The organism is Pseudomonas sp. NMI542_15 (assembly GCF_021283425.1).
Lineage (GTDB): Bacteria > Pseudomonadota > Gammaproteobacteria > Pseudomonadales > Pseudomonadaceae > Aquipseudomonas > Aquipseudomonas fortuita.
This window is the reverse complement of sequence record NZ_JAJSRO010000010.1, coordinates 1-18,462: the sequence shown is the minus strand read 5'-3', so window position 1 is coordinate 18,462 and position 18,462 is coordinate 1. Positions and strand designations below refer to the sequence as shown.

The 18,462-nt window shown below is 56.7% G+C and carries 27 protein-coding genes; 10 read left to right on the top strand and 17 right to left on the bottom strand.

Features of this window, described 5'->3' with window-relative positions; translation table 11 throughout:
* The first annotated feature begins 7 nt into the window (after positions 1–7).
* Positions 8–424, top strand: coding sequence for a low affinity iron permease family protein (locus tag LU684_RS15730; RefSeq protein WP_054902862.1), 417 nt, complete (start codon positions 8–10; stop codon positions 422–424).
* Here the strand turns inward: LU684_RS15730 and LU684_RS15725 are convergent.
* The 9 genes from LU684_RS15725 to LU684_RS15685 all read right to left on the bottom strand — a co-directional run bounded on the left by LU684_RS15725 (position 421) and on the right by LU684_RS15685 (position 6,164).
* Positions 421–855, bottom strand: a complete 435-nt coding sequence (locus LU684_RS15725; protein WP_054902863.1) for a response regulator — start codon at positions 853–855, stop codon at positions 421–423. The genes LU684_RS15730 and LU684_RS15725 overlap by 4 nt on opposite strands.
* An 82-nt stretch (positions 856–937) precedes the next feature.
* Positions 938–1,372, bottom strand: a complete 435-nt coding sequence (locus LU684_RS15720) for a DNA methylase (RefSeq protein ID WP_104834337.1) — start codon at positions 1,370–1,372, stop codon at positions 938–940.
* On the bottom strand, positions 1,369–1,593 hold the full coding sequence (locus LU684_RS15715) for a DUF2188 domain-containing protein (RefSeq protein ID WP_054902865.1): 225 nt from the start codon (positions 1,591–1,593) through the stop codon (positions 1,369–1,371). The genes LU684_RS15720 and LU684_RS15715 overlap by 4 nt, the downstream gene beginning before the upstream one ends.
* Positions 1,594–1,609: 16 nt before the next feature.
* Complete coding sequence (locus LU684_RS15710; RefSeq protein ID WP_172455977.1) at positions 1,610–1,768, bottom strand: hypothetical protein; 159 nt, start codon at positions 1,766–1,768, stop codon at positions 1,610–1,612.
* 38 nt (positions 1,769–1,806) lie between these two features.
* A complete protein-coding gene (locus tag LU684_RS15705; RefSeq protein ID WP_060510441.1) occupies positions 1,807–2,100 on the bottom strand; it encodes a DUF6555 family protein in 294 nt (97 codons plus the stop codon).
* A gap of 116 nt (positions 2,101–2,216) precedes the next feature.
* Positions 2,217–3,314 carry a catalase family protein gene (locus LU684_RS15700; RefSeq protein ID WP_104834336.1) on the bottom strand — a complete coding sequence of 366 codons (1,098 nt, stop codon included), beginning with the start codon at positions 3,312–3,314 and terminating at the stop codon, positions 2,217–2,219.
* A 55-nt stretch (positions 3,315–3,369) separates the two neighbouring features.
* Positions 3,370–4,317: an alpha/beta hydrolase gene (locus LU684_RS15695; RefSeq protein ID WP_223849223.1), complete on the bottom strand. Its 948-nt coding sequence runs from the start codon at positions 4,315–4,317 to the stop codon at positions 3,370–3,372.
* Positions 4,318–4,533: 216 nt separating this feature from the next.
* Positions 4,534–5,607 (bottom strand): peptidase M42, encoded by a 1,074-nt coding sequence (locus LU684_RS15690; RefSeq protein ID WP_104834334.1) that lies wholly within the window; start codon positions 5,605–5,607, stop codon positions 4,534–4,536.
* A 32-nt stretch (positions 5,608–5,639) separates the two neighbouring features.
* Positions 5,640–6,164, bottom strand: coding sequence for a hypothetical protein (locus LU684_RS15685; protein ID WP_054902870.1), 525 nt, complete (start codon positions 6,162–6,164; stop codon positions 5,640–5,642).
* 196 nt (positions 6,165–6,360) lie between these two features.
* On the opposite strand from LU684_RS15685, the gene LU684_RS15680 reads away from it, so the two are divergent.
* The gene (locus LU684_RS15680) at positions 6,361–7,218 is read left to right on the top strand and encodes an SDR family oxidoreductase (RefSeq protein ID WP_054902871.1); all 858 of its coding nucleotides are present in this window, start codon (positions 6,361–6,363) and stop codon (positions 7,216–7,218) included.
* A 52-nt stretch (positions 7,219–7,270) separates the two neighbouring features.
* Here LU684_RS15680 and LU684_RS15675 read toward each other — a convergent pair whose 3' ends face one another.
* Entirely contained in the window at positions 7,271–7,432 is a 162-nt protein-coding gene (locus tag LU684_RS15675; RefSeq protein ID WP_172455974.1) for a hypothetical protein, read from the bottom strand.
* A gap of 153 nt (positions 7,433–7,585) precedes the next feature.
* Here LU684_RS15675 and LU684_RS15670 point away from each other — a divergent pair, with 153 nt between their 5' ends.
* The 3 genes from LU684_RS15670 to LU684_RS15660 all read left to right on the top strand — a co-directional run bounded on the left by LU684_RS15670 (position 7,586) and on the right by LU684_RS15660 (position 9,060).
* On the top strand, positions 7,586–8,089 hold the full coding sequence (locus tag LU684_RS15670; RefSeq protein ID WP_054902872.1) for a CinA family protein: 504 nt from the start codon (positions 7,586–7,588) through the stop codon (positions 8,087–8,089).
* Between the two features lie 65 nt (positions 8,090–8,154).
* Complete coding sequence (locus LU684_RS15665) at positions 8,155–8,607, top strand: hypothetical protein (RefSeq protein ID WP_082422865.1); 453 nt, start codon at positions 8,155–8,157, stop codon at positions 8,605–8,607.
* A gap of 9 nt (positions 8,608–8,616) precedes the next feature.
* Positions 8,617–9,060: a DUF421 domain-containing protein gene (locus LU684_RS15660; protein WP_054902874.1), complete on the top strand. Its 444-nt coding sequence runs from the start codon at positions 8,617–8,619 to the stop codon at positions 9,058–9,060.
* Between the two features lie 35 nt (positions 9,061–9,095).
* On the opposite strand, the gene LU684_RS15655 is transcribed toward LU684_RS15660, so the two are convergent.
* Positions 9,096–9,329 carry a hypothetical protein gene (locus LU684_RS15655; RefSeq protein ID WP_232894815.1) on the bottom strand — a complete coding sequence of 78 codons (234 nt, stop codon included), beginning with the start codon at positions 9,327–9,329 and terminating at the stop codon, positions 9,096–9,098.
* A 248-nt stretch (positions 9,330–9,577) separates the two neighbouring features.
* Here LU684_RS15655 and LU684_RS15650 point away from each other — a divergent pair, with 248 nt between their 5' ends.
* The 3 genes from LU684_RS15650 (at position 9,578) to LU684_RS15640 (ending at position 12,217) form a co-directional block, all read left to right on the top strand.
* The gene (locus LU684_RS15650; RefSeq protein WP_082432303.1) at positions 9,578–11,332 is read left to right on the top strand and encodes a glycoside hydrolase family 15 protein; all 1,755 of its coding nucleotides are present in this window, start codon (positions 9,578–9,580) and stop codon (positions 11,330–11,332) included.
* Positions 11,333–11,425: 93 nt separating this feature from the next.
* Positions 11,426–11,890 carry a hemerythrin domain-containing protein gene (locus LU684_RS15645; RefSeq protein WP_054903765.1) on the top strand — a complete coding sequence of 155 codons (465 nt, stop codon included), beginning with the start codon at positions 11,426–11,428 and terminating at the stop codon, positions 11,888–11,890.
* A 78-nt stretch (positions 11,891–11,968) separates the two neighbouring features.
* Positions 11,969–12,217 (top strand): hypothetical protein, encoded by a 249-nt coding sequence (locus LU684_RS15640; protein WP_016711391.1) that lies wholly within the window; start codon positions 11,969–11,971, stop codon positions 12,215–12,217.
* Positions 12,218–12,308: 91 nt separating this feature from the next.
* On the opposite strand, the gene LU684_RS15635 is transcribed toward LU684_RS15640, so the two are convergent.
* Positions 12,309–13,448: a glutathione-independent formaldehyde dehydrogenase gene (locus LU684_RS15635; RefSeq protein WP_104834333.1), complete on the bottom strand. Its 1,140-nt coding sequence runs from the start codon at positions 13,446–13,448 to the stop codon at positions 12,309–12,311.
* Positions 13,449–13,626: 178 nt separating this feature from the next.
* Between LU684_RS15635 and LU684_RS15630 the strand changes: the two genes are divergently transcribed.
* Positions 13,627–13,917, top strand: coding sequence for a hypothetical protein (locus LU684_RS15630; RefSeq protein WP_054903766.1), 291 nt, complete (start codon positions 13,627–13,629; stop codon positions 13,915–13,917).
* A 422-nt stretch (positions 13,918–14,339) separates the two neighbouring features.
* Here the strand turns inward: LU684_RS15630 and LU684_RS15625 are convergent, their stop codons facing one another.
* The 3 genes from LU684_RS15625 to LU684_RS15615 all read right to left on the bottom strand — a co-directional run bounded on the left by LU684_RS15625 (position 14,340) and on the right by LU684_RS15615 (position 15,336).
* Complete coding sequence (locus tag LU684_RS15625; protein WP_104834332.1) at positions 14,340–14,711, bottom strand: hypothetical protein; 372 nt, start codon at positions 14,709–14,711, stop codon at positions 14,340–14,342.
* An 86-nt stretch (positions 14,712–14,797) separates the two neighbouring features.
* Positions 14,798–15,124, bottom strand: coding sequence for a hypothetical protein (locus LU684_RS15620; protein WP_104834331.1), 327 nt, complete (start codon positions 15,122–15,124; stop codon positions 14,798–14,800).
* Between the two features lie 2 nt (positions 15,125–15,126).
* Positions 15,127–15,336, bottom strand: a complete 210-nt coding sequence (locus LU684_RS15615) for a hypothetical protein (protein WP_104834330.1) — start codon at positions 15,334–15,336, stop codon at positions 15,127–15,129.
* A gap of 181 nt (positions 15,337–15,517) precedes the next feature.
* On the opposite strand from LU684_RS15615, the gene LU684_RS15610 reads away from it, so the two are divergent.
* Positions 15,518–17,068, top strand: a complete 1,551-nt coding sequence (locus LU684_RS15610) for a TIGR04141 family sporadically distributed protein (protein WP_104834329.1) — start codon at positions 15,518–15,520, stop codon at positions 17,066–17,068.
* Between the two features lie 172 nt (positions 17,069–17,240).
* Here LU684_RS15610 and LU684_RS15605 read toward each other — a convergent pair whose 3' ends face one another.
* A complete protein-coding gene (locus tag LU684_RS15605; protein ID WP_104834328.1) occupies positions 17,241–17,969 on the bottom strand; it encodes a hypothetical protein in 729 nt (242 codons plus the stop codon).
* A 207-nt stretch (positions 17,970–18,176) separates the two neighbouring features.
* Positions 18,177–18,380 carry an MbcA/ParS/Xre antitoxin family protein gene (locus LU684_RS15600; RefSeq protein WP_104834327.1) on the bottom strand — a complete coding sequence of 68 codons (204 nt, stop codon included), beginning with the start codon at positions 18,378–18,380 and terminating at the stop codon, positions 18,177–18,179.
* Between the last annotated feature and the right edge of the window lie 82 nt (positions 18,381–18,462).

The window sequence follows — 18,462 nt, the reverse complement described above, 5'->3', positions numbered from 1 at the left end:
TGACGTCATGAAATTCGCCCAGTTCTGCCAATGGCTCGCCAACCACGCCGGTAAACCGAGCACCTTTTTGATCGCCGTGGTGTTGATCGCCATGTGGGCTGCATCTGGGCCCTGGTTTCACTACAACGATACCTGGCAACTTATCGTCAACACGTCGACCACCATCATCACATTCCTGATGGTTTTCCTGATTCAGAACACCCAGAACCGGGATAACGACATCATCCACGTGAAGCTCGACGAACTGATCCGCGCTACGAAATCTGCGGAGCAGTCGGTATTGGATCTCGAAGCGCTCGATAACCGGGAAATCCATAAACTTCGCAAGGAATATCAGGCGATGGGCAGCGAATGTGATCCCCACCATCAGGCGCCTGCTGAGCATCACACGGACGATGGTGCTCGGGATAACCTGCAGCGCTAGAGTCCTTGTTGGTCGAGCGGCGGGAGAGTTGAAGGTAAATTTGCAGGGTGAAGCGCCTGGCTAATAGCTTGAGCGAGCTCGTCTATCGACCACGGTTTGAAGAGGTAGGTAACGGGTGGCGTCACCTGAGAAGCATCAAGCTGGTAGCCAGAAGTCAGAATGGCGGGTAGTCCAGGCCACCTTTCGTGTGCCATGGAGATGAACTCCATACCTTTGATGCTTCCCGGAACACCATGGTCGACAACGATCAACGAGCAGTCGCTCTTAAGTCCCATCAAGTGAATCAAGGCATCTTCTGAGTTATCGAACGCATCGCAGGTGGCGCCCAACTCGATCAGGATGTCCACCAACAGGGTCTGAAGCGTTGGATCGTCTTCTACCACAATTACCGTCTTACCTGACAGCGACAAACCCTCGATGTCGAGCTTCATCACCTGCTCCAGTCCATGGTTAGATTTTCGAGTGTTTCACTCATCCGGACATGCGTCGATGGGGGCTAAAGGCCACCCATGCTCAATGGCCTTCCAACTTCGTCAAATGGGCCAAGCCTTCACGCATGAAAATCTCCACGGTCTTTGGGCCTACGCCCTCGAAACTCAGTAGCCAGCGCTTGAATCCCTCAGCATTTGATTCTTCCTGCAGTGCCTCAAGTTGAGCAGCAAGTTCCACTTCTACCTTGTTGCCAAGATCATGCAGTCGTCGGGCAGTGGATTCATCGTAGCGCGCATAGCCGGCCTGCCCGAGCAGTCTGACCAGTGTGGAATGAGAAGTCTGGGCAAGCTTAATCGGCGTACCCAGGCCCTGCTGATCGACAAGCATCCGGTACGCCTGCACTGCTACGGTGGCGCGGATGCGCTTCCCCATGAGAAAGCTGGCCAACAACCATCTGAACACGCCAAGGGCATCCGTGACCTCAATGCCGAGGTCACAGGCAGTTCTAGTCTTCAACCTTTACTACGGCGCGGATCAGCAGATCGTGGGTAGGTGCGTTCCTCTTCGATAGTGCCATCCGCTTTATGGATCTTCACCGACGCCGTCTTGCCATCAAAGAAATCCGCAAGGGCGCTGACGAGCTCGTGCTTCGTCGACGCTCGTTTGGAGGCGCGTTCAGCACCGGCTTCCTTCAATTCCCATCCTTCTGATGTCGGGCTGAGGTGGTAATTGTCCATCGTGTGCTCCTCTTGGTTAAATGGCTTCGCCGTCATCCTGGATGTCTTCCTCTGCCTCGGCTGCCTCCGTTGCATCAGCGTCATTGAGTGGCGGCGACGTGGGCTTTTCCGGATCGTTAATGAAGGGCACGTCGCTTGGCCCTTTTTCTTCGGAGCCTTCGGTTTTCGGCTGCATGGCAATACCTCAAAGCAGATGGATCGGGGCGCCGGGCTTCAAGTACCTTCAGCAACCCCCGAGAATTTTTTGACATCGATAGGTTGCGCTACGAATTCAGGGCCATCGCCGGCGAGCCGCCACTTCACCTTAGCGATGCCATAGCGCTCGGCCATCGGTCGACTGACCAACTTGATTTTCTGCTGACTGAATCTTGGGATGATGCCAACGCCGGCATCGCAACTGGCCCAGTGCCAAGCCACGGCGTTGTCCATTTTCTCCAAGCGGATGATGAACGTCCGATGGTCACCGTGCAGGTCATACTCGATTACGTACAATTGAAGTGCTGGCACAAGATCCGCTCCCTAGTTCATACGCTATTGAGCAAGCCGTAGAAGAGATAATTCCATTGGATTGCCAGGGGGCATGCACATCGCTCATGGATGGAAAATGTGCCAACTGCGTAAATTCAACGCGGTTCGTGAATCGGGCACCCATTGTGCGTAGCGCGAAACTGCGCTGACATTTCGTATGAGGGCCTGCGCACCCGCATGATGCCTCCCAGGGGACGATGCGCAGCCAACCCATGCCAGGGGCTGAATGCCATGCCATCATCGATGTCGCGTACCTTTTCATCATCCCAGGCGGCCTGCGGTTCGACCTCTACCCTGGCAACTGTCACGTAGGGGCTCAACGCTTCCGACCATTTCACTGATGCGTCCTCGATGGGCATCTTCTCGATGTCAGTGGCCAGCTGCACACGCAGCTCCCAGATGCCGCCGTTCTGCCTGAAAAACGCCTCTACGGCATGGCGAAGCCCGTCCGGGTCGCCCTTCAGCTCCACTTTGAGATCAGTCAACTCGGTTAGCGAGGGCGACACAGGAACAATGGCCAGCTTGGCGTAATAAGGGCCGTAGAGGATCGGCACCACCGTGGTGAAGGTCTCGCCCAGAATATGCGTCTGGGGATGGCCACCGAGGCTCTTCAGCGTAGCGCTTTCGCCGCCCACCGATTCGACCAGCGATTCCACTCCCCGCAGTGCGGCTGACAGTGCCTTCTTCATGCCTGGTGCCTTGTCCGTCGTCTTCGCGAGCATCTTCAGCGTTTTCAGGAACGCCTTGGGCGTTGCCGAGGTGAAGGCTTTGGCATTCTCGGTGACGAAGTCCTGGGTCACCTGCCCCTCACTGCCAGGTAGGCGGGAGCCTTCGACACCCACGATCTTCAGTGCCAAGCCCCTCGGGGTCGATACCTTGTCATCGAGCACATCCCCTGGGTTGGTGGAAAACCGCAGAAAGGCCGGCAGCGTAGCGGGCTTGGCAAAGGCACCTTGTGCCAGTTCCGCTGGCAGTCCTTCGAGGATGGTCACTTTCCCGCGCAGCAATCCGTGTCCCTTGGCATGGACACTGCGGTTGGCGTGGCCGTTGTCCTTGAACGTGGTTTCCATGATCTGCCGTAGGGTTTCAGCCAGCTCCCTGCTCGTCTCGGCTTCGTCATCCGGAATTTGCTCGAAAGAGGGCTGGAAGCGCAGCGGCATAATTGCAACGGGTGTATCCGGTTGGTTATTCATCAGGATTCTCCGGCTGCCTCAAGGGCACTGATTGGCGTTAACGCATGCTTGCGCTCTATTTGGCGAGGTCAGTTTTCAGGCGCTGACCCGCATAGGCCTGTGCGTCCTCAGCCTTCTTCACGACGGCGGCAGTGCCGAAGAACTCGTGCGTCACGCCGTCGTAGACTTTGCGATCTACCGCCACACCTGCTGTGCGTAGCGCCTGCTCCAACTGGGCGCCATCGTCGCGCAGCGGATCGATTTCCGCGTTGATGATGGTCACCGGAGGCAAGCCATGCAGGTCAGCCTTGACGAGGTTGATACGTGGATCCTGGACATCGGCAGGCGAACTGGTGACTTGGCCGATGAACCACAGCATCATCAGACGATTCAGCGGCATGGCATCGGCGTACTTGAGGTAGGAAGCGGTATCGGTGCTCGACTGCGCAACCGGATACACCGAAAGGACGTGTTTCGGTGCTGTCAGGCCAGCATCTCGGGCGCCCATTGCAGTAGCGACGGCGAGGTTGCCGCCTGCGCTTTCGCCGGCCAATGCCAGGCGCTCTGGATCCCCGCCAACGGAGGCGGCGTTTCTTGCCAGCCAACGGTAAGCCGCCAGGGCATCGTCATGCGCAGCGGGGAATTTGTGCTCAGGAGCCAAGCGGTAATCGACCGATACCACCACGGCATCGGCTTGCTTGGCCAACCCGCGTGCGCCGCCATCGTAAACTTTCCGATCTGCTATCACCCAACCGCCGCCGTGGAAGAACAGCACCGCTGGGTGAGGGCCATTGCCTGGCGGCGTATACACCGTGGCCGGCATGGAGCCTGACGGGCTGGGTATCGAGATTTCCCGCGTGGTGACGCCGGGCACCAATGACTCGGGGCTCGAACTGCGTTTCTGATCTTCCAGCACGCCCTTCACAGCATCGGCCATGGTCGGCTGCTGACGGGCCTCCTGAGGCGTGGTCTTCTCGATGGCCTTGGCATCGAAGCTGGCAAACTTGTTCAGCAGCTTCTGCATGTCGGAATCCGTGCGCAAAAGACTTTTGGTGCCACTCACAGCAAGCTCGGAGACCGAGCGCTTTTCAGGATCGCGGGCGCACCCGCCCAGCGCTATCGAGACCCCCAAGACCGAAACCGCAGCCACCCAATGGCACTTTTGCATAGGACACTCCCAAGGCGAGGGCGAAGGTTTCTTCGCCTGTCTTAAGCTCAGGGCGCCCTACTCCAATGGCGTTCAGCCAGTTCTTGAAATGTCGGACAGATGGGCATCCAGCATGAATTCGACCAGTGTTGCGGCGCAGGCCGTAATCCCCTCCAGAAGCACCATTTCGAAGCCATGGGTATTCTCGGTCGGTATAGCAATGCAACCAGCCCGGGCATCGATCCCGGCGCTCATCACCGCGCTTGCATCGGATGCAAAATCGACGAGCAATGCCGACTGGGGCTTAAAGCCGGCCTTTAGGCCAGCGGCGATCAGGCCCTGCACCACGGTGCGGCTGTAGTATCCCTTCTGGTCGCCGGTATTGATGATCGGGTTGGCCGAAAGCTCCGTGCCATATTCCTCAAGTACAGGGCCGACCTCGACAGCGATTGTAGTGTCGCCGGGCAGTCGGGAAGCTGCGTACATGGCGCCGGCATTCGACTCTTCCTCCAGCGTCGTAAGCACGAACCAAACGTCCTGCTTCAGTTTTTCTCGCCGTTCACTCAGCAGCTTCGCACAGAGAATGACAGCGCTCAGCGGAGCTCGGTCGTCGAGGAAGTGAGCGGCAATACAGTCATGTACCTTGAAGGGCTTACGCCAGTGCTGACTGAGCACGACTCGAGTACCAGGCCGAACGCCAAGTTGCTGGAGATCCGACTGGCTCTTGCGCGTGACGATATAGACATCTTTCCACTGAACATTTCCTGCCAGCACGTCTCTTCCATTCGAAGTACGACCGCTGTTGTGCATGGAACCGTAGGACAAAACACCCGGCAGGATGTGTTCATCGCCCAGGATATCGACAGGGCAGACACCGAAGCTTATCGGTTGCGAACCACCTAGAGCGAGCACCTCCAGGGTGCCGTTCTCCAGCACATTTTTGACGATCATCGCGATCTCATCGAGGTGGGCCATAACGCGTATGGCTGCCTCTGGGCTACCAGTGCGGCCCCCACGAATCACCCCCACCACATTGCCAGCAGGGTCGATGTGCGTGTCATCACAGAATAGGCGCAGCTCGCGCAGACAAATGGCCCGTACTTCATCTTCTTGTCCGCCCGGCCCTCGGGCGTTGAGGAGCTCGGTCAGTAATGCCTCAGTCGTCAAAACGTTACCTCCATGTTTGCACGCAAACGTGTTCAGGCCAGTTGGATGTAAACCGAGTAGCTACCCAATAACACCCAGAACACCAGAAAGATCCACGGCGTCCGTAGCGAGAACAGCAATGACTTTCGATGCCCTGCACGCGAGGTTTCCGCCTCACAGAACAGCGGCGACTCGTCGTAAGCCAACCCCATCAATGGCTCGCTGCGCAGCAGGTGGCTCTGCTTGAACTGCCAGTGATCGATGATGTTGTACGCCGCCCGGATGCCAGGCCAGGCGTTGAGCGAACTCAGTACCCCGAGCAAGGCGAGGAACGCGGGCACGATGAGGGTGAACATCTCGCCCCACCCTTGATTGAGGTTTCCCATGGATGAGACGAAAGCGATGACCAGGAATGACTGCGCCGCCAGGTAGGCATCCGTACGGTTGGCCAGGATGCTGGTTTCGTACTGGATCTCACGCCGGTAAAAATCCAGACGCTCCTTGGGAGAGCCAAACATCCTGGCATTGTGCTCGCTGATCTCGTGCTCAGGGGTCGCTGGGGTAATGATTCGAGACACTCGCTACTCCGGGAATTGGGCTCCGAGCGAAGAGATGAGACTGGAGCTGAGTCCGGTAGAACAGGCGATGGGGCATGGAATTCAATTGGATTGATATTCCGCACCGCTCGTCGTACCAACCGCAGATTGAAACCAACACGCGCAGGCCAGGCTTTTCGAACCGGTATGAACGTTCTCAACTGCAGGAGCTTCTACCATGCGCGACTTCCCTACCCCACCCTTCCCTTCGCAGCCTCAAAATGTCCCCGGCTCACAACGCAAGATGGAGCCTTACCCGGATTGTGGTGAGCAGTCGTATACCGGCCACAATCGACTCGAAGGCAAGATTGCCCTTATCACCGGAGCAGACAGCGGCATCGGGCGGGCAGTGGCGATTGCCTATGCCCGTGAAGGCGCCGACGTCGCTATCGCTTATCTGAATGAGCATGACGACGCGCAAGAAACCGCGCGCTGGGTTGAGTCCGCAGGCCGTCAATGCCTGTTGTTGCCCGGAGACCTGGCGCAGAAACAGCACTGCTACGACATCGTCGAAAAGACCGTCAGCCAGTTCGGGCGTATCGACATCCTGGTCAACAACGCGGCGTTCCAGATGTCCCACGAGACCTTGGAAGAGATCGACGATGATGAATGGGTGAAAACCTTCGATACCAACATCACCGCCATCTTCCGGATTTGCCAGGCGGCCCTGCCTTCCATGCCCAAGGGCAGTTCGATCATCAATACGAGCTCGGTCAATTCCGACGATCCATCCCCCAGCCTGCTGGCCTACGCCACGACCAAGGGGGCCATTGCCAACTTCACTGCTGGCCTGGCTCAGCTGCTAGGCAAGAAAGGCATTCGGGTCAACAGCGTTGCGCCAGGGCCTATCTGGACGCCTCTAATTCCTTCCACCATGCCAGATGAAGCGGTCAAGAACTTCGGTTCGAAAACACCACTGGGACGTCCTGGTCAACCGGTGGAGGTCGCGCCGATCTACGTGCTGCTGGGCTCCGACGAGGCCAGTTATATAAGTGGCTCACGTTACGCAGTGACTGGGGGCAAACCGATCCTTTAGCGAAAAGAGGCTCGCCGAGTTGGCGAGCCTCAAACCGTTTTGCGTGGCAGTTTCAGCGTTTGTGCTGATCGTGATCACGGGCCGTTTTTTGCGCTGTCGAGTCATGTGATGTGCCGGTGGATCCATCCGGACGATGAGCATCGTTGTCTCGCTCCTCTTCCCCATGCGGCCTTGTCTGCGCACCTTCTTTTTGCCTGTCGCTCACTTTCTGCATGTTGCTCTCCTCCCATTGCCTTTGAACAAGGGAAGCCAATCCACGGGGCAAAGTTCAGGTCAGTGACACTTCAGGAGATGGGCGGGCAACAGGGGCGATGAACCAATTACCCCAGGCTCGCGTCCACCGCAAAACAAGCGAGTCGATTCTGGAATGGAAAACGACCCTGTACTGGCCGCCCTCGGCTATCTCAAAAACAACAAACTGATTTTGACCACCGCAGAATCGTGCACTGCGGGCTGCATGGTGGCTTTGTTGGCCGCGGTACCGGGTACAGGAGAGGTGCTGGAAAGCGGCTACGTCGTCTACTCACCCAGCGCCAAGAAACGCCTGCTGGGGGTCAGCGCCGAAACCATCGAACGATACGGCCTGACCAGCGAAGCAGTAGCTTGGGAAATGGCCTTGGGCGCCTTGAGAGACAGCGATGCAAATGTTGTGATCGCCACCACCGGGGTAGCCGGGCCGGCGCCCGAATCCGGGATACCACCGGGGACGATGTGCTTTGCGTGGGCTTTCGCCGGCGAGCCAAATGCCGTTTTCACGCGCACTCAACGTTTCTTCGGCGAGCGGTCTGAGGTCATGCGCCAAGGTGCCCTGTTCGGGTTGACCCGGCTTTCCTACTATCACCAGCGCTGGTTACGCGGTGAGCGCGCCTGAGGGCTGTGGTCATGTCGGAAGATGAATTGGTATCCAGACGTCACCCTGTTCAAGAAAATATGCCGATGCAGCAGCGCGTCTGGCGCTTCGAGCGCGTGGGGTGGTACGTGCTCGTGGCCATCGTATTGCTTGCCTTGGCAGGCCTCTTCGGTAATGGCCCGCTGAGCGATGCCGAGGTGGTGAGCCAGGATGGCCGGGTACGGGTCGAGTACCAGCGCCTCAGCCGAAGTGGCACGACAGACAGCCTTTTCATCACCGTTCAGGGTATCTCCGGTCAGCCGGTGGAGGTGCAACTTGAGGGATCGTTGCTTCGTAACGCCAGTATCGAGACGTTGCAACCGCAGCCGCAACTGTCGATGTCCCATGGCCAGGCCATGCTGTTCCAACTGGGTACTGGGCAAGATGGCTTGGCCACCTTGTACCTGACCCTTAGAAGTGATCACGTGGGCACTCTGGAGGGTAGCGTCAGGGCTGGCCCCCAAAGCGCCGTTCACTTTTCCACATTTCTTTACCCCTAGGAGTGCGTCATGGATTCTATCCTCCGCGCAGCCGGGATGTACGTCGCCCTCATGCTGCTGTTTCGCGTAGCCGGGCGGCGCTCACTGGCCGACCTGACGACTTTCGACTTCGTCTTGCTACTGATCATTGGGGAAGCCACCCAGCAGGCACTTCTGGGCGAGGATTTTTCATTCACCAATGCCATGCTGGTGATTGCCACGCTGATCGTTTTGGACGTCGGCCTTTCGCTCGCGAAGCTCAACTCCAAGCCCTTGGCCAGGTTTCTGGATGGGCACGCTACCCTGGTTGTTGAGAATGGACGTTTTCTGCATCACCGCATGCGTCGGGCACGCCTCACGGAGGACGATATCCTTGAGTCAGCGCGGGACAGCCAAGGCATCGAGAACATAGAGCATGTCAAGTTCGCCATCGTCGAACGCAATGGAAAGATTTCGATCATTCCTGCTGAGTGAGACACCAGGTAGCCAGTGGTAGAGCCCAGGCCCGATTAAAGTGCCAATATCGCCTGGCTATGGTCGATGGTAGGGATGGGCATCAATTCGCGCCGAGATACCAGCCAGGCCCGCATCCGCTCGGTATCAAAAATCTGACCCTCTTCCATCATCACCAGAATGAGCGCCAGGGACATTCGGTAACAGCCGCATTGAGAACAGTGTCGCTCTTCCCAGCCACTGGTGCATTCGACGGACTCAGCTTGCCCCGCGCAAATCAGACAACTCATGTAAGCCCCCTTTTGTTCTTGTTCCCTGCAGGGTAAATGCGAGGGGACGAAGCGCCCTTTTGTCTCGCTTTACATGAGATATCCATGCCAATCCTAAATTCCCTCTATTTGGGCGGCGCTCACACAAGACGAACCAGACGCCAGATAGCCCTGTCGGAATCAGAACACGTGATCTCGAAGGCATACCGATGGAAAGAGAACCGGTAGAAGCTCAACAGGGTGCACCTCAGCGTGATGAGGGTGGATGGTTGCCCCTGGAGCAGTATGGTGCGCTCGGCGATGGGCGCTCTGTGGCACTGATTGGTCTGGACGGTTCCATCGACTGGTGGTGTGTGCCGCACATGGATTCACCTCCCCTATTCGACAAGCTGCTGGCCCCTCAGACTGGAGGCTTCTTTTCCATTACCCCTAGCGAGGCATTCGTTGCTGAGCGCCGCTACCTGGCAGACAGCAACGTCCTTGAGACAATCTTCATTACCAGTCAGGGTCGTGCCCGGCTGACGGAATCCTTGAACAGTGGCCCTGCTGGACGCCTGCCTTGGGCCGAACTCGCCAGACGCATCGAAGGTATCGAGGGTAAGGTCGACTTCGACATCGCCATCGACTTCGGAACCCAAGCCGACACGGTAAGCCCCTACGTGGCGCCGAATGACAATGCCTGCGTTTTTCATGCGGGCCGAATACTCGGCATGTTCCTGCACGACCATCAGGTGCACATCGAACGCAAGGATGACATGGGCGTGCGTGCTGTCCTTAGCCTTGCAGCAGGACAACGCTCAGTGGTCGCAATCATCGCAGGACGAGATGAGCCCCTGGTGGTGCCCCCATTGGCCTTGATCGATGAACGCATCGACGGCTCGCATCGGGAGTGGTGCCAATGGTCGAAGGGGCTGGTCTACGACGGCCCGTACCAGACCCAGGTCATCAGAAATGCGCTGGCCCTCAAGCTGCTGCTGTCCTCTCCAAGTGGCTCGATCATGGCGGCAGCGACCTCATCCCTTCCCGAACGGATTGGCGGCAGCAAAAACTACGATTACCGCTTCGCCTGGATACGCGACGCTGGCTACACCATCGAAGCATTTCTGGGCATCGGCGCGCAGCCAGAAGCAAAAGCTGCATTCACTTGGCTGCTGCGCCGGCTGGATGAACATGGGCCACGGGTGTTTTATACCCTCGATGGTGCAATCGGTGATTGCGTGCGCCCGGTCGACCTGCCTGGCTACAAGAACTCCCCTCCAGTCGTCGGCAATGATGCCCGCGACCAACTTCAACACGGCGTCTTCGGCGATATCTTCGAAACAGCGCGCTGTTTCATTGACAGCGGCAATATTCTTGATTCCCCGAGCGCCATGCTCCTCTCAGGCCTTGCCGACCAATGCGCAGACTGTTGGCGTCAGCAGGACGCCGGTATCTGGGAGTTGCCGGAAAAACAGCATTACACGATGTCTAAAATCAGCTGTTGGCAAGCCTTGAGCCGGGCCATCGAATTGGCCGATGGCGGTCACCTTCCCACTACATGCCGGGAACGCTGGGATCGCGAGCGACAGCGCATCCAGCAATGGATCGAGGCGCACTGCTGGAGCGAAGAGCGTCAGGCATACCTGTTCTATCCAGGCAGCGACCGACTGGACGCTTCACTGGCACTGGCCGTCAGGTTCGGTTACCCCAGCCAGGAACGTCTACGCAGCACGCTGGAAGCCATTGATCATGATCTGGGGGCCGGCGCTTTCCATTATCGCTACACCGATGCACAGGAAGAGGAAGGTTGCTTCCTGGCCTGCACATTCTGGCTTATCGAAGCCTGGGCCATTCTGGATAACCAGGATCGCGCCGAAGCCGCCTATGCAGACGCTTTGCAAGGGCTGTCACACGGTGTAGGCATCTACTCGGAGATGATCGATCCGCAGACTGGACAATATCTGGGAAACCTTCCGCAGGGCCTGACTCACCTGGCAGCCCTCAAGGCCGCAATGGCCATCGGGGGCTGCCATCCCGAACGATGACGCCAGACATCATCTGCGTTGAACCGTCTCGCTTGGCGGCCACTCAACCACAGGCAAGTTTTCCATTCTTTCAATCCGTGATGAGGTAACGCCATGAACGCTATCGACTTACTGATTCAAGACCACAAGTTGGTAAAGAAGCTGCTCGAAGAGCTGTCGACCACCACCGAGCGAGCAGTGAAAAAACGGGCCGATCTACTCCACAGGATCGAGCAGGAGCTGCAGATTCACACCGCGCTCGAAGAAGAAATTCTCTATCCGGCCATCAAGGAAGCGGGTGGCAAGGAAGAAGCGAAGATGTACTACGAGGCCAAGGAAGAACACCGGACTGTTGACTCCCTCGTCCTACCCGACCTCCTGCATACCGAAACCGGCACCGTCGAATTCGCCGGGCGGGTCAAGGTCATGAAAGAGTTGTTGGAGCATCACATCGAGGAAGAAGAAGGCGAGCTGTTCCCCACGGCGAAGAAGCTGCTCAGCAAGGACATCCTTGAGGAGCTGGGGCGAACCATGGAAATGCAGAAAAAGATGCTCAAGGGCGAGAAGCGAGCGGCTTAGTCAAGCGATCACCTGCCAGCGCTCAGAACGCTGGCAGGTGATTAGTTTCAGATATCCCATCATCAGTTGGAAAGTTTCATGGAATATTGGATCGGGTTACTTGAATGGCCTGCCATGGTGATGACCGTACTGGCAGCCTGGTGCATCGGTTCGCGCCGTCCGGGTAGAAGGAAGATAGGATTCTGCTGTTTCATCGCAAGCAACGTGCTGTGGGCTGTGTGGGGCTGGCAAGCACAAGCCTGGGCTCTGATCATCCTGCAGTTTTGCCTTTGCGCCATGAATCTGCGAGGGTGGCGGAAGAACACACAACTGGAAATTGCCGGGTGATAACGCCCTGACAAGCCGGTGAGGCTAGCTTCTAAAGCATGCAGGTCTCCCTTCTCGCCAAGCTTCCTTCCCTGGAAGCAGTGAGAGCGGATCACGCAGCAGGCTTGAGCACCACTTTCGTCCAACCATCATCCCGCGCATCGAAATGCTTGTAGGCATCTGGGCCTTCGGCCAATTTCAAACGATGGGAAATGATCTGCGAGGGCTTGGCGCGCCCATGATGGATGAGCTCTGCCAGGCGGCGATTGTAGGCCTTCACATTCGCCTGGCCTGTCCGGATCTGCTGGCCCTTGAACCAGAACGCACCGAAGTCGAAGGCCATCTTGCCTTCCTTCGCCAGTTCGTTTTTCGCTCCAGGATCTTCTGGCACGAACACACCAACCACGCCAATGCCGCCTGTGGCCTTGGTTGAAGCGACCAGGTTGTTCATGGTGAGGTAGTTCGCTTCATGGCCATGCTTGTCGCAGCACTGGTAGCCCACGCACTCACATCCCCGGTCGGTGCCTTTGCCATGGGTCAGGTTCATGATCTCTTCCACGGCCTTCTGCTCGACTGCGTTGATTGGGGTTGCCCCCAGCTGCGCGGCAAGTTGCAGACGATCCGGTTGGTTGTCGATGACGAACACCTGAGATGCACCTTTGATGATTGCCGAATGGGCGGCCATCAGGCCGACAGGCCCTGCGCCGTAAATCGCAATGCTTTCACCCGGTAGCAAACCGGCAAGCTCTGTTGCATGCCAACCTGTAGGGAAGATATCCGAGAGCATGACGTAGTCATCCTCACGCTCTTGGGCATCTTCCGGTAGTACCAGGCAGTTGAAATCCGCATAAGGCACGCGCAGCAATTCGGCCTGCCCGCCCTGATACGGGCCCATCTCGGCAAAACCGTAAGCGGCGCCCGCAGCACCAGGATTCGCTGTAAGGCAGAACCCAGTGAGGCCTTTTTCACAGTTCTCACAGAATCCACAGCCAATATTGAAGGGTAAGCAGACATGGTCACCGACTTTGACCCTGTCGACCCCTGCCCCCACCTCGATCACCTCACCGAGATTTTCGTGACCAAAGACTCTCCCGGCTTCAAACGAGGTGCGGCCCTCGTACATGTGCAAATCAGAACCGCAGATGTTGGTCGTGGTAATGCGTACCAGCACGTCCGTAGGCTTTTCAATTTTTGCGTCTGGTACATCCTTGACCGCGACGTCACGTGGGCCGTTGTACACGATGGCTTTCATGCTGAACTCCCAAAGTCAGGGGCGACGGAAATGCGCCCTACCTTTTTCAGGTAATCGCTGAGCCTCAGGTGTTCACCACAGTCTGTCGCAGCTCGGATCGGTGGTACTAATCATCGTTGCTCTATGATTTCGCGTCCTTGTATGTAGCGAATGAGGAAGACCTAATGAGGAGGCAAGGATGCGACATCGTGGAGCGGTATTTTGGGCTTGTGCAGATCCAGCTCTGCAGCTCCATTCCCATGTGGAGGAACTAGATGACGGAGCCAAGCTCGATGTTCAGGTTCGGCTTTCCCGCACAGGGGACACCCAGTTGTTCATCGGGATCTACGAGCGCTCGGGCTTGGCTAGGATTGAGGAAGCCTATGCAAAAAGGCCTGGTGAATACGTAACTAGGGCCATGGCGCGGGGCGCTGGCCGGGGTCGTGCCCTGGCTCTATCCGCCCAAGAACCGAAGCAGCACGTGGGGTAGGAGGACGAGACAATGGCTGATCAGCTAGCCCAGTTGGACGCTGAAGATCGCGTTCCTAGATCAGGTAGCTGCCGAACTGGAGCGCCAGGTTGGGCCCAGCCCTGTCACTCGAACTTTGGTCATCGCCTGGCTCACCGAGTGGGTGAAGAAATCGGGCGAATTGAAACCCGATTCCCCACAACTGCCTCAATCTCTCAAAGCGGCTTATGTCACCTGGACTCATCAAGCCGTGGATCGCTGAGAGGAAATTGCTACCCACGGCTTCCAGCTGCTTGTTCAAGCAAGCCGTTGCGAAGGCTGGTTGCGCTCGGTAGCGAGGCACCTCGCACGTCCCCCCCAGACCAAGGCACGCGTCATCGACTCTCCTGGACGCGTGTCGAAGGCTTCTTCATGCAGTGCCATACCGCTGCCGGCATACACGCCTAGACGCCAAGGTCATGTGCCAGCAAGTCCTCGACAAGCAATTCCGAAGCAATTGCGTTCGCCACTAACCGCCGCTGAAGGCCTCGATGAACATACCGTCGCAACCGCGAGCGAATCTCGATATGCCAGCCCTGATCGAAGAACCGGACATCCCGGCGTTCGCTGGCTTTCAACGCCATTAACAAGGCGGCGTAACCGTGTGTACTCAGACATTCTGGGGTTACGCGAGCGACAGCATCCATCCCAGGACTGCGTGTATAGCGATCAAGAAGGTCACTGAGGATGGCAGGCAGATCCGCGCCATAGGCCGCCACAGCGGCCTCCCAGACGAGACGCTCAGTATCCCGGGCCGCTGGGTAATTCCACTCCATGAATGACAAACCGTGCTTACTCGATAACCGGGCTGATCATCAATATATCGAGTAAGGACTGAGCGTGCACTGGTGCATAGCGCCCGCTAGGCTCCAGGTTTCAAAGCTTGGTACCAGCTATGGTAAGGCGAGTGGGTGACCAGCTTGCGGTTGTAATCGGGCGCACCATCGCTCCACCAAACTGGCCCGCGCTCACCCAAGGCCACTTTCGCCTGGTCAACCTGTTGCCTGGCTCTCAGAAGCTGATCAGGATCATTGGCTGCCTTTGCCAGTTTCACTGCACGTCGAGCATCCATCAATGCGTCGACCAGTTGCTGCCGGCGCTCAACGGTGAGCGTGGGATCACTGCATCTCCATAGGCGCCCCCTCACCACGAAATAGCGGCCATCGGGAGTTTGAGGGTGCTCGGCCATGCTCAGTGGCGAACCAGGGCTTGATGCCCCAACGCTGCGAGCTGGTAGTCGCTGACGGCCTGGAACAGCTGTTCTGCTGCCAATCTTAACCGCTCGACTTCACAATCAGGCTCGCCTGCGTCTTGGGCTTGGTGATAGCGCTTCATGGCCTCAACGGCTTCTTGCACAATGGGATCGTCGGGCATGAGCATCGAGTACAAATTTCGCTTCATTTGCGCTCCTCGTGCATTGCATGAGTGATACAACAGGGTAGCGCGTACGGGTGCTGCACACCCTAATTTCATGATCCCCACCTTGGCCAAAGTAGGTGGCCTAGCGCGTCGTTTACCTGGCTTGACGGGGACAGTGGCAGATGCCAATTTAACATCAAGGCGAGGGGTCAAGGAGTGATGCGTGAAGATCACAATCAATGTGTTCTTGCTCAAGGAAGGGCGAACCATCCAGGACGCGCTTTCCGACGAGGTGAACCTACGACCAATCGCGCTCGCGTTAGGTGATGTTGAATGCCTCTTCTATCACCAGAAAAACCCTTCCCATCCAAAGTGGACGCAGCTCTTCGGCGCAGTTCCAGAAGTAGCGGGCCTTGATCTGACCGGCAGATCGCTCAAAGCGCTGCTCGTCCTGGCAATTAGAGGCAGGGTTTTTTGCTTCACTTTTGGCCATGCCAGGCACCTGATTGATCCTCTCGCGATTGAGCGCTACTTCGGGCTACGCACCGCGCTCAGCCTTACGGATCCACTGCTGATCAAGTCTGTGGAGAAATCCAACATTGACCGCACTCCGTTACGCTCAAAGGCGCAGTCGTCGAGGCTGTTGTCGATAACCGAATTCGACTTCAAGTTCGATTCGGAGATCCTCAAGTCGCTGACCGGGATCGTGGAGAACGATCAAGATGAAGGCGAGTACGTCAGCGGCTCGGACTCATTGGCCTTACATTCCGACGTCAAGCTTGAAGACTTCCCAGAAATCGCGCTTCGTTTGTTGACGGCTTACGAAGATGATCACTGCAAGGAAAAATATCCCTGGATGGACTTCATCGTCCCGGTGCGAGATGCGGCACTCGAAGGACATTTAGATCGTGTGCTCGTGGAAGCGATGAATGCCGAGCGGTTTGACTGCGTCCGCGCAGCTGCACCTGAAATGCTCGGAAATGATGTCAGCGGCTTTAGCTATGTCAAACGTAGTGCGCGTTCGCACAATGGCCCAGTGATCTCATTTGACCTGGATCTTAGACAAGCGCTGCTCGCCAAGCACTTACTGGGCGGCGTCACCCGCCCAGCGCTGGATTCTGAGCGCATCTACCTCTACGGGGCTGACGAGCAACGACTTGCCACCTGGCCTTTGTACATGTGTCTTGAGGCGGAGATTGAGCACGAAGGCAAAATCTACCTACTCAGCGAAGGTGACTGGTATCAGATCGATCGCGACTATACCGAGCAAGTGAATCGCTTTTTTGAGGCTGCAACTCCGTGCAACCTGGAGTTCCCCCCCTACCGCACTGACCACGAAGGCGCCTACCTGAGGCGCATTGCCGATAACGTAAATTTCTATCTGCTCGACCAGAAGCTGGTAAGACTTACAGGCGCAGGCGGCCCGTTCGAGTTCTGTGATTTGCTCACACCGGATCACCACATCATCCACGTCAAAAAGTACTCGTCGTCTAGCGTGCTCAGCCACCTCTTCTCTCAGGCTTACGTGTCTGCTGAGGCTCTGATCAACTCCCCGGACGTTGTTACCCAGGTGAACGCACACCTCGCAGATCTGGGAGGGTTCCAATTCGCTTTCAACCCAGGCTCACAGCCGCGCAACAAAATCGTGTTCGCCATCATGCAACCCAATACAGAGCTGCACATGCCATTTTTCTCGAAGGTGAACTTCAGGCAATTTGCACAAAGGCTTGGTGCGATGGGCTACCAGGTCGAGGTGTGCCGAATTGGCAATTAACTCGCTGACGTTTACCCAAAACAACGCCTAGGGCTCACCGAGAGCGAAGCAGGCAAGCTATACATTGGCAAAGCGGAGGAACGCGCGGCATCCTGGGGACACAGGTGCGCTCTGCGATCACCACCCTCTTGTGCCCAGAGATCGATAATAGAGCCTAGTGAGTGGCCACCTTTCAATTAGATCCGACGTCTTTTGCCGAACAGGAAGTCGCAGAGTTTTCCAAAGCATTACCCAGCTCATGGAGCGCATCTCGCAACCGTCGATCCTCCTGAGCATCGTCAGACAACGACTGAAACTGGCGGACATGCCTTTGTAAAGTCTCTACATGCTTCACGCTGAGCTCTAGCTTAACTATCACAGGGGGTTGACTTTTTAACTCAGCGACTTGCTCGAAAAAAATAGGAATCACACGAATTCCACTGAACCCCGCAGAACTCGGAAATCCAAGTAAATATCCATGACACACACCACCTTGAACTACAGCCACCATTAACAACTGATTTGACTCTCTGTGCTCTTGCATGACCCACGCCTCAAAATATCCTTGAGAGTCAGTCAAGTCGGCAACGAAAGCATTCAGCTCTCCAATCGTCGCAGGCCATACGTTAGGTGTCCACACCACATCATCGGAGATAGGAACTAACAAGCAGCGCCCTTCCCTCAAGCCCTCAAGAGCCCGACTGTAACGATAAGCGACAGGGAACGGATCGATTTCGTCCAACGGCGCGAAGAACAGCGAGCAACTCATTTGCTTACCGTGCGAAAATTCGGCGGCAATCCGAATTTCCGTGGGCTTGTCTATCTGGGGAAGTTCAACGGGCGCACAGTCAAACACCGCGGCCTCTTTTATTTGCCGATGACACAGACAAAACTGGGCCCACTCAATATATTTAGCCTTCATGCTGCCCCTTAAAATAGGATGAGCACGCTAGTTTCAATGACAAATCGCGCAACACAATAAAACTCGTTGCGAATCCTAAGTAATACTTCCGCCTCATCACACTACCAGGTGGGCTCCATTTTAATGCCACATGCAAACACCATTTAGAGGGTGGGTTCTCCTGTAGCTAGAGACCGTAGGTCAACCAGGCCAACGGCTATGCGTCGATCAGCAGACATACCCGTGATCTATCCGGTCGAGCAAAGTCTTCACCCTCAGGTATCCAGCCTCATCGCGGGCAAGCTCCAACGCAGCAACATCACCGAATTCGGCCAAGGGCCGAATCAACCAGGTGTCGGCCTTGGCTTTGCTGCCAAACACCTGCTCGGCCTGACGTCGAATCAACTCCTCAAAATTCATTCCCGTCTTCATGACTCGGCGGCCTCAGGTTCCAAGTGCAACAGTCAGTTGATAATGTTGAGCCGATTGGTTGCCAGCAGTTGCAGATGATCCG

Coding starts and splice junctions, on each gene's coding strand:
- LU684_RS15640 (WP_016711391.1), top strand. CDS start 11,969: ATGGAATATTGGATCGGGTTACTTGAATGGCCTGCCATGGTGATGACC.
- LU684_RS15615 (WP_104834330.1), bottom strand. CDS start 15,336: ATGAAGCGAAATTTGTACTCGATGCTCATGCCCGACGATCCCATTGTG.
- LU684_RS15700 (WP_104834336.1), bottom strand. CDS start 3,314: ATGAATAACCAACCGGATACACCCGTTGCAATTATGCCGCTGCGCTTC.
- LU684_RS15625 (WP_104834332.1), bottom strand. CDS start 14,711: ATGGAGTGGAATTACCCAGCGGCCCGGGATACTGAGCGTCTCGTCTGG.
- LU684_RS15675 (WP_172455974.1), bottom strand. CDS start 7,432: ATGCAGAAAGTGAGCGACAGGCAAAAAGAAGGTGCGCAGACAAGGCCG.
- LU684_RS15600 (WP_104834327.1), bottom strand. CDS start 18,380: ATGAAGACGGGAATGAATTTTGAGGAGTTGATTCGACGTCAGGCCGAG.
- LU684_RS15665 (WP_082422865.1), top strand. CDS start 8,155: ATGCAGCAGCGCGTCTGGCGCTTCGAGCGCGTGGGGTGGTACGTGCTC.
- LU684_RS15725 (WP_054902863.1), bottom strand. CDS start 855: ATGAAGCTCGACATCGAGGGTTTGTCGCTGTCAGGTAAGACGGTAATT.
- LU684_RS15695 (WP_223849223.1), bottom strand. CDS start 4,317: ATGCAGAAGCTGCTGAACAAGTTTGCCAGCTTCGATGCCAAGGCCATC.
- LU684_RS15630 (WP_054903766.1), top strand. CDS start 13,627: ATGCGACATCGTGGAGCGGTATTTTGGGCTTGTGCAGATCCAGCTCTG.
- LU684_RS15730 (WP_054902862.1), top strand. CDS start 8: ATGAAATTCGCCCAGTTCTGCCAATGGCTCGCCAACCACGCCGGTAAA.
- LU684_RS15710 (WP_172455977.1), bottom strand. CDS start 1,768: ATGCAGCCGAAAACCGAAGGCTCCGAAGAAAAAGGGCCAAGCGACGTG.
- LU684_RS15680 (WP_054902871.1), top strand. CDS start 6,361: ATGCGCGACTTCCCTACCCCACCCTTCCCTTCGCAGCCTCAAAATGTC.
- LU684_RS15620 (WP_104834331.1), bottom strand. CDS start 15,124: ATGGCCGAGCACCCTCAAACTCCCGATGGCCGCTATTTCGTGGTGAGG.
- LU684_RS15670 (WP_054902872.1), top strand. CDS start 7,586: ATGGAAAACGACCCTGTACTGGCCGCCCTCGGCTATCTCAAAAACAAC.
- LU684_RS15715 (WP_054902865.1), bottom strand. CDS start 1,593: ATGGACAATTACCACCTCAGCCCGACATCAGAAGGATGGGAATTGAAG.
- LU684_RS15660 (WP_054902874.1), top strand. CDS start 8,617: ATGGATTCTATCCTCCGCGCAGCCGGGATGTACGTCGCCCTCATGCTG.
- LU684_RS15605 (WP_104834328.1), bottom strand. CDS start 17,969: ATGAAGGCTAAATATATTGAGTGGGCCCAGTTTTGTCTGTGTCATCGG.
- LU684_RS15635 (WP_104834333.1), bottom strand. CDS start 13,448: ATGAAAGCCATCGTGTACAACGGCCCACGTGACGTCGCGGTCAAGGAT.
- LU684_RS15655 (WP_232894815.1), bottom strand. CDS start 9,329: ATGAGTTGTCTGATTTGCGCGGGGCAAGCTGAGTCCGTCGAATGCACC.
- LU684_RS15645 (WP_054903765.1), top strand. CDS start 11,426: ATGAACGCTATCGACTTACTGATTCAAGACCACAAGTTGGTAAAGAAG.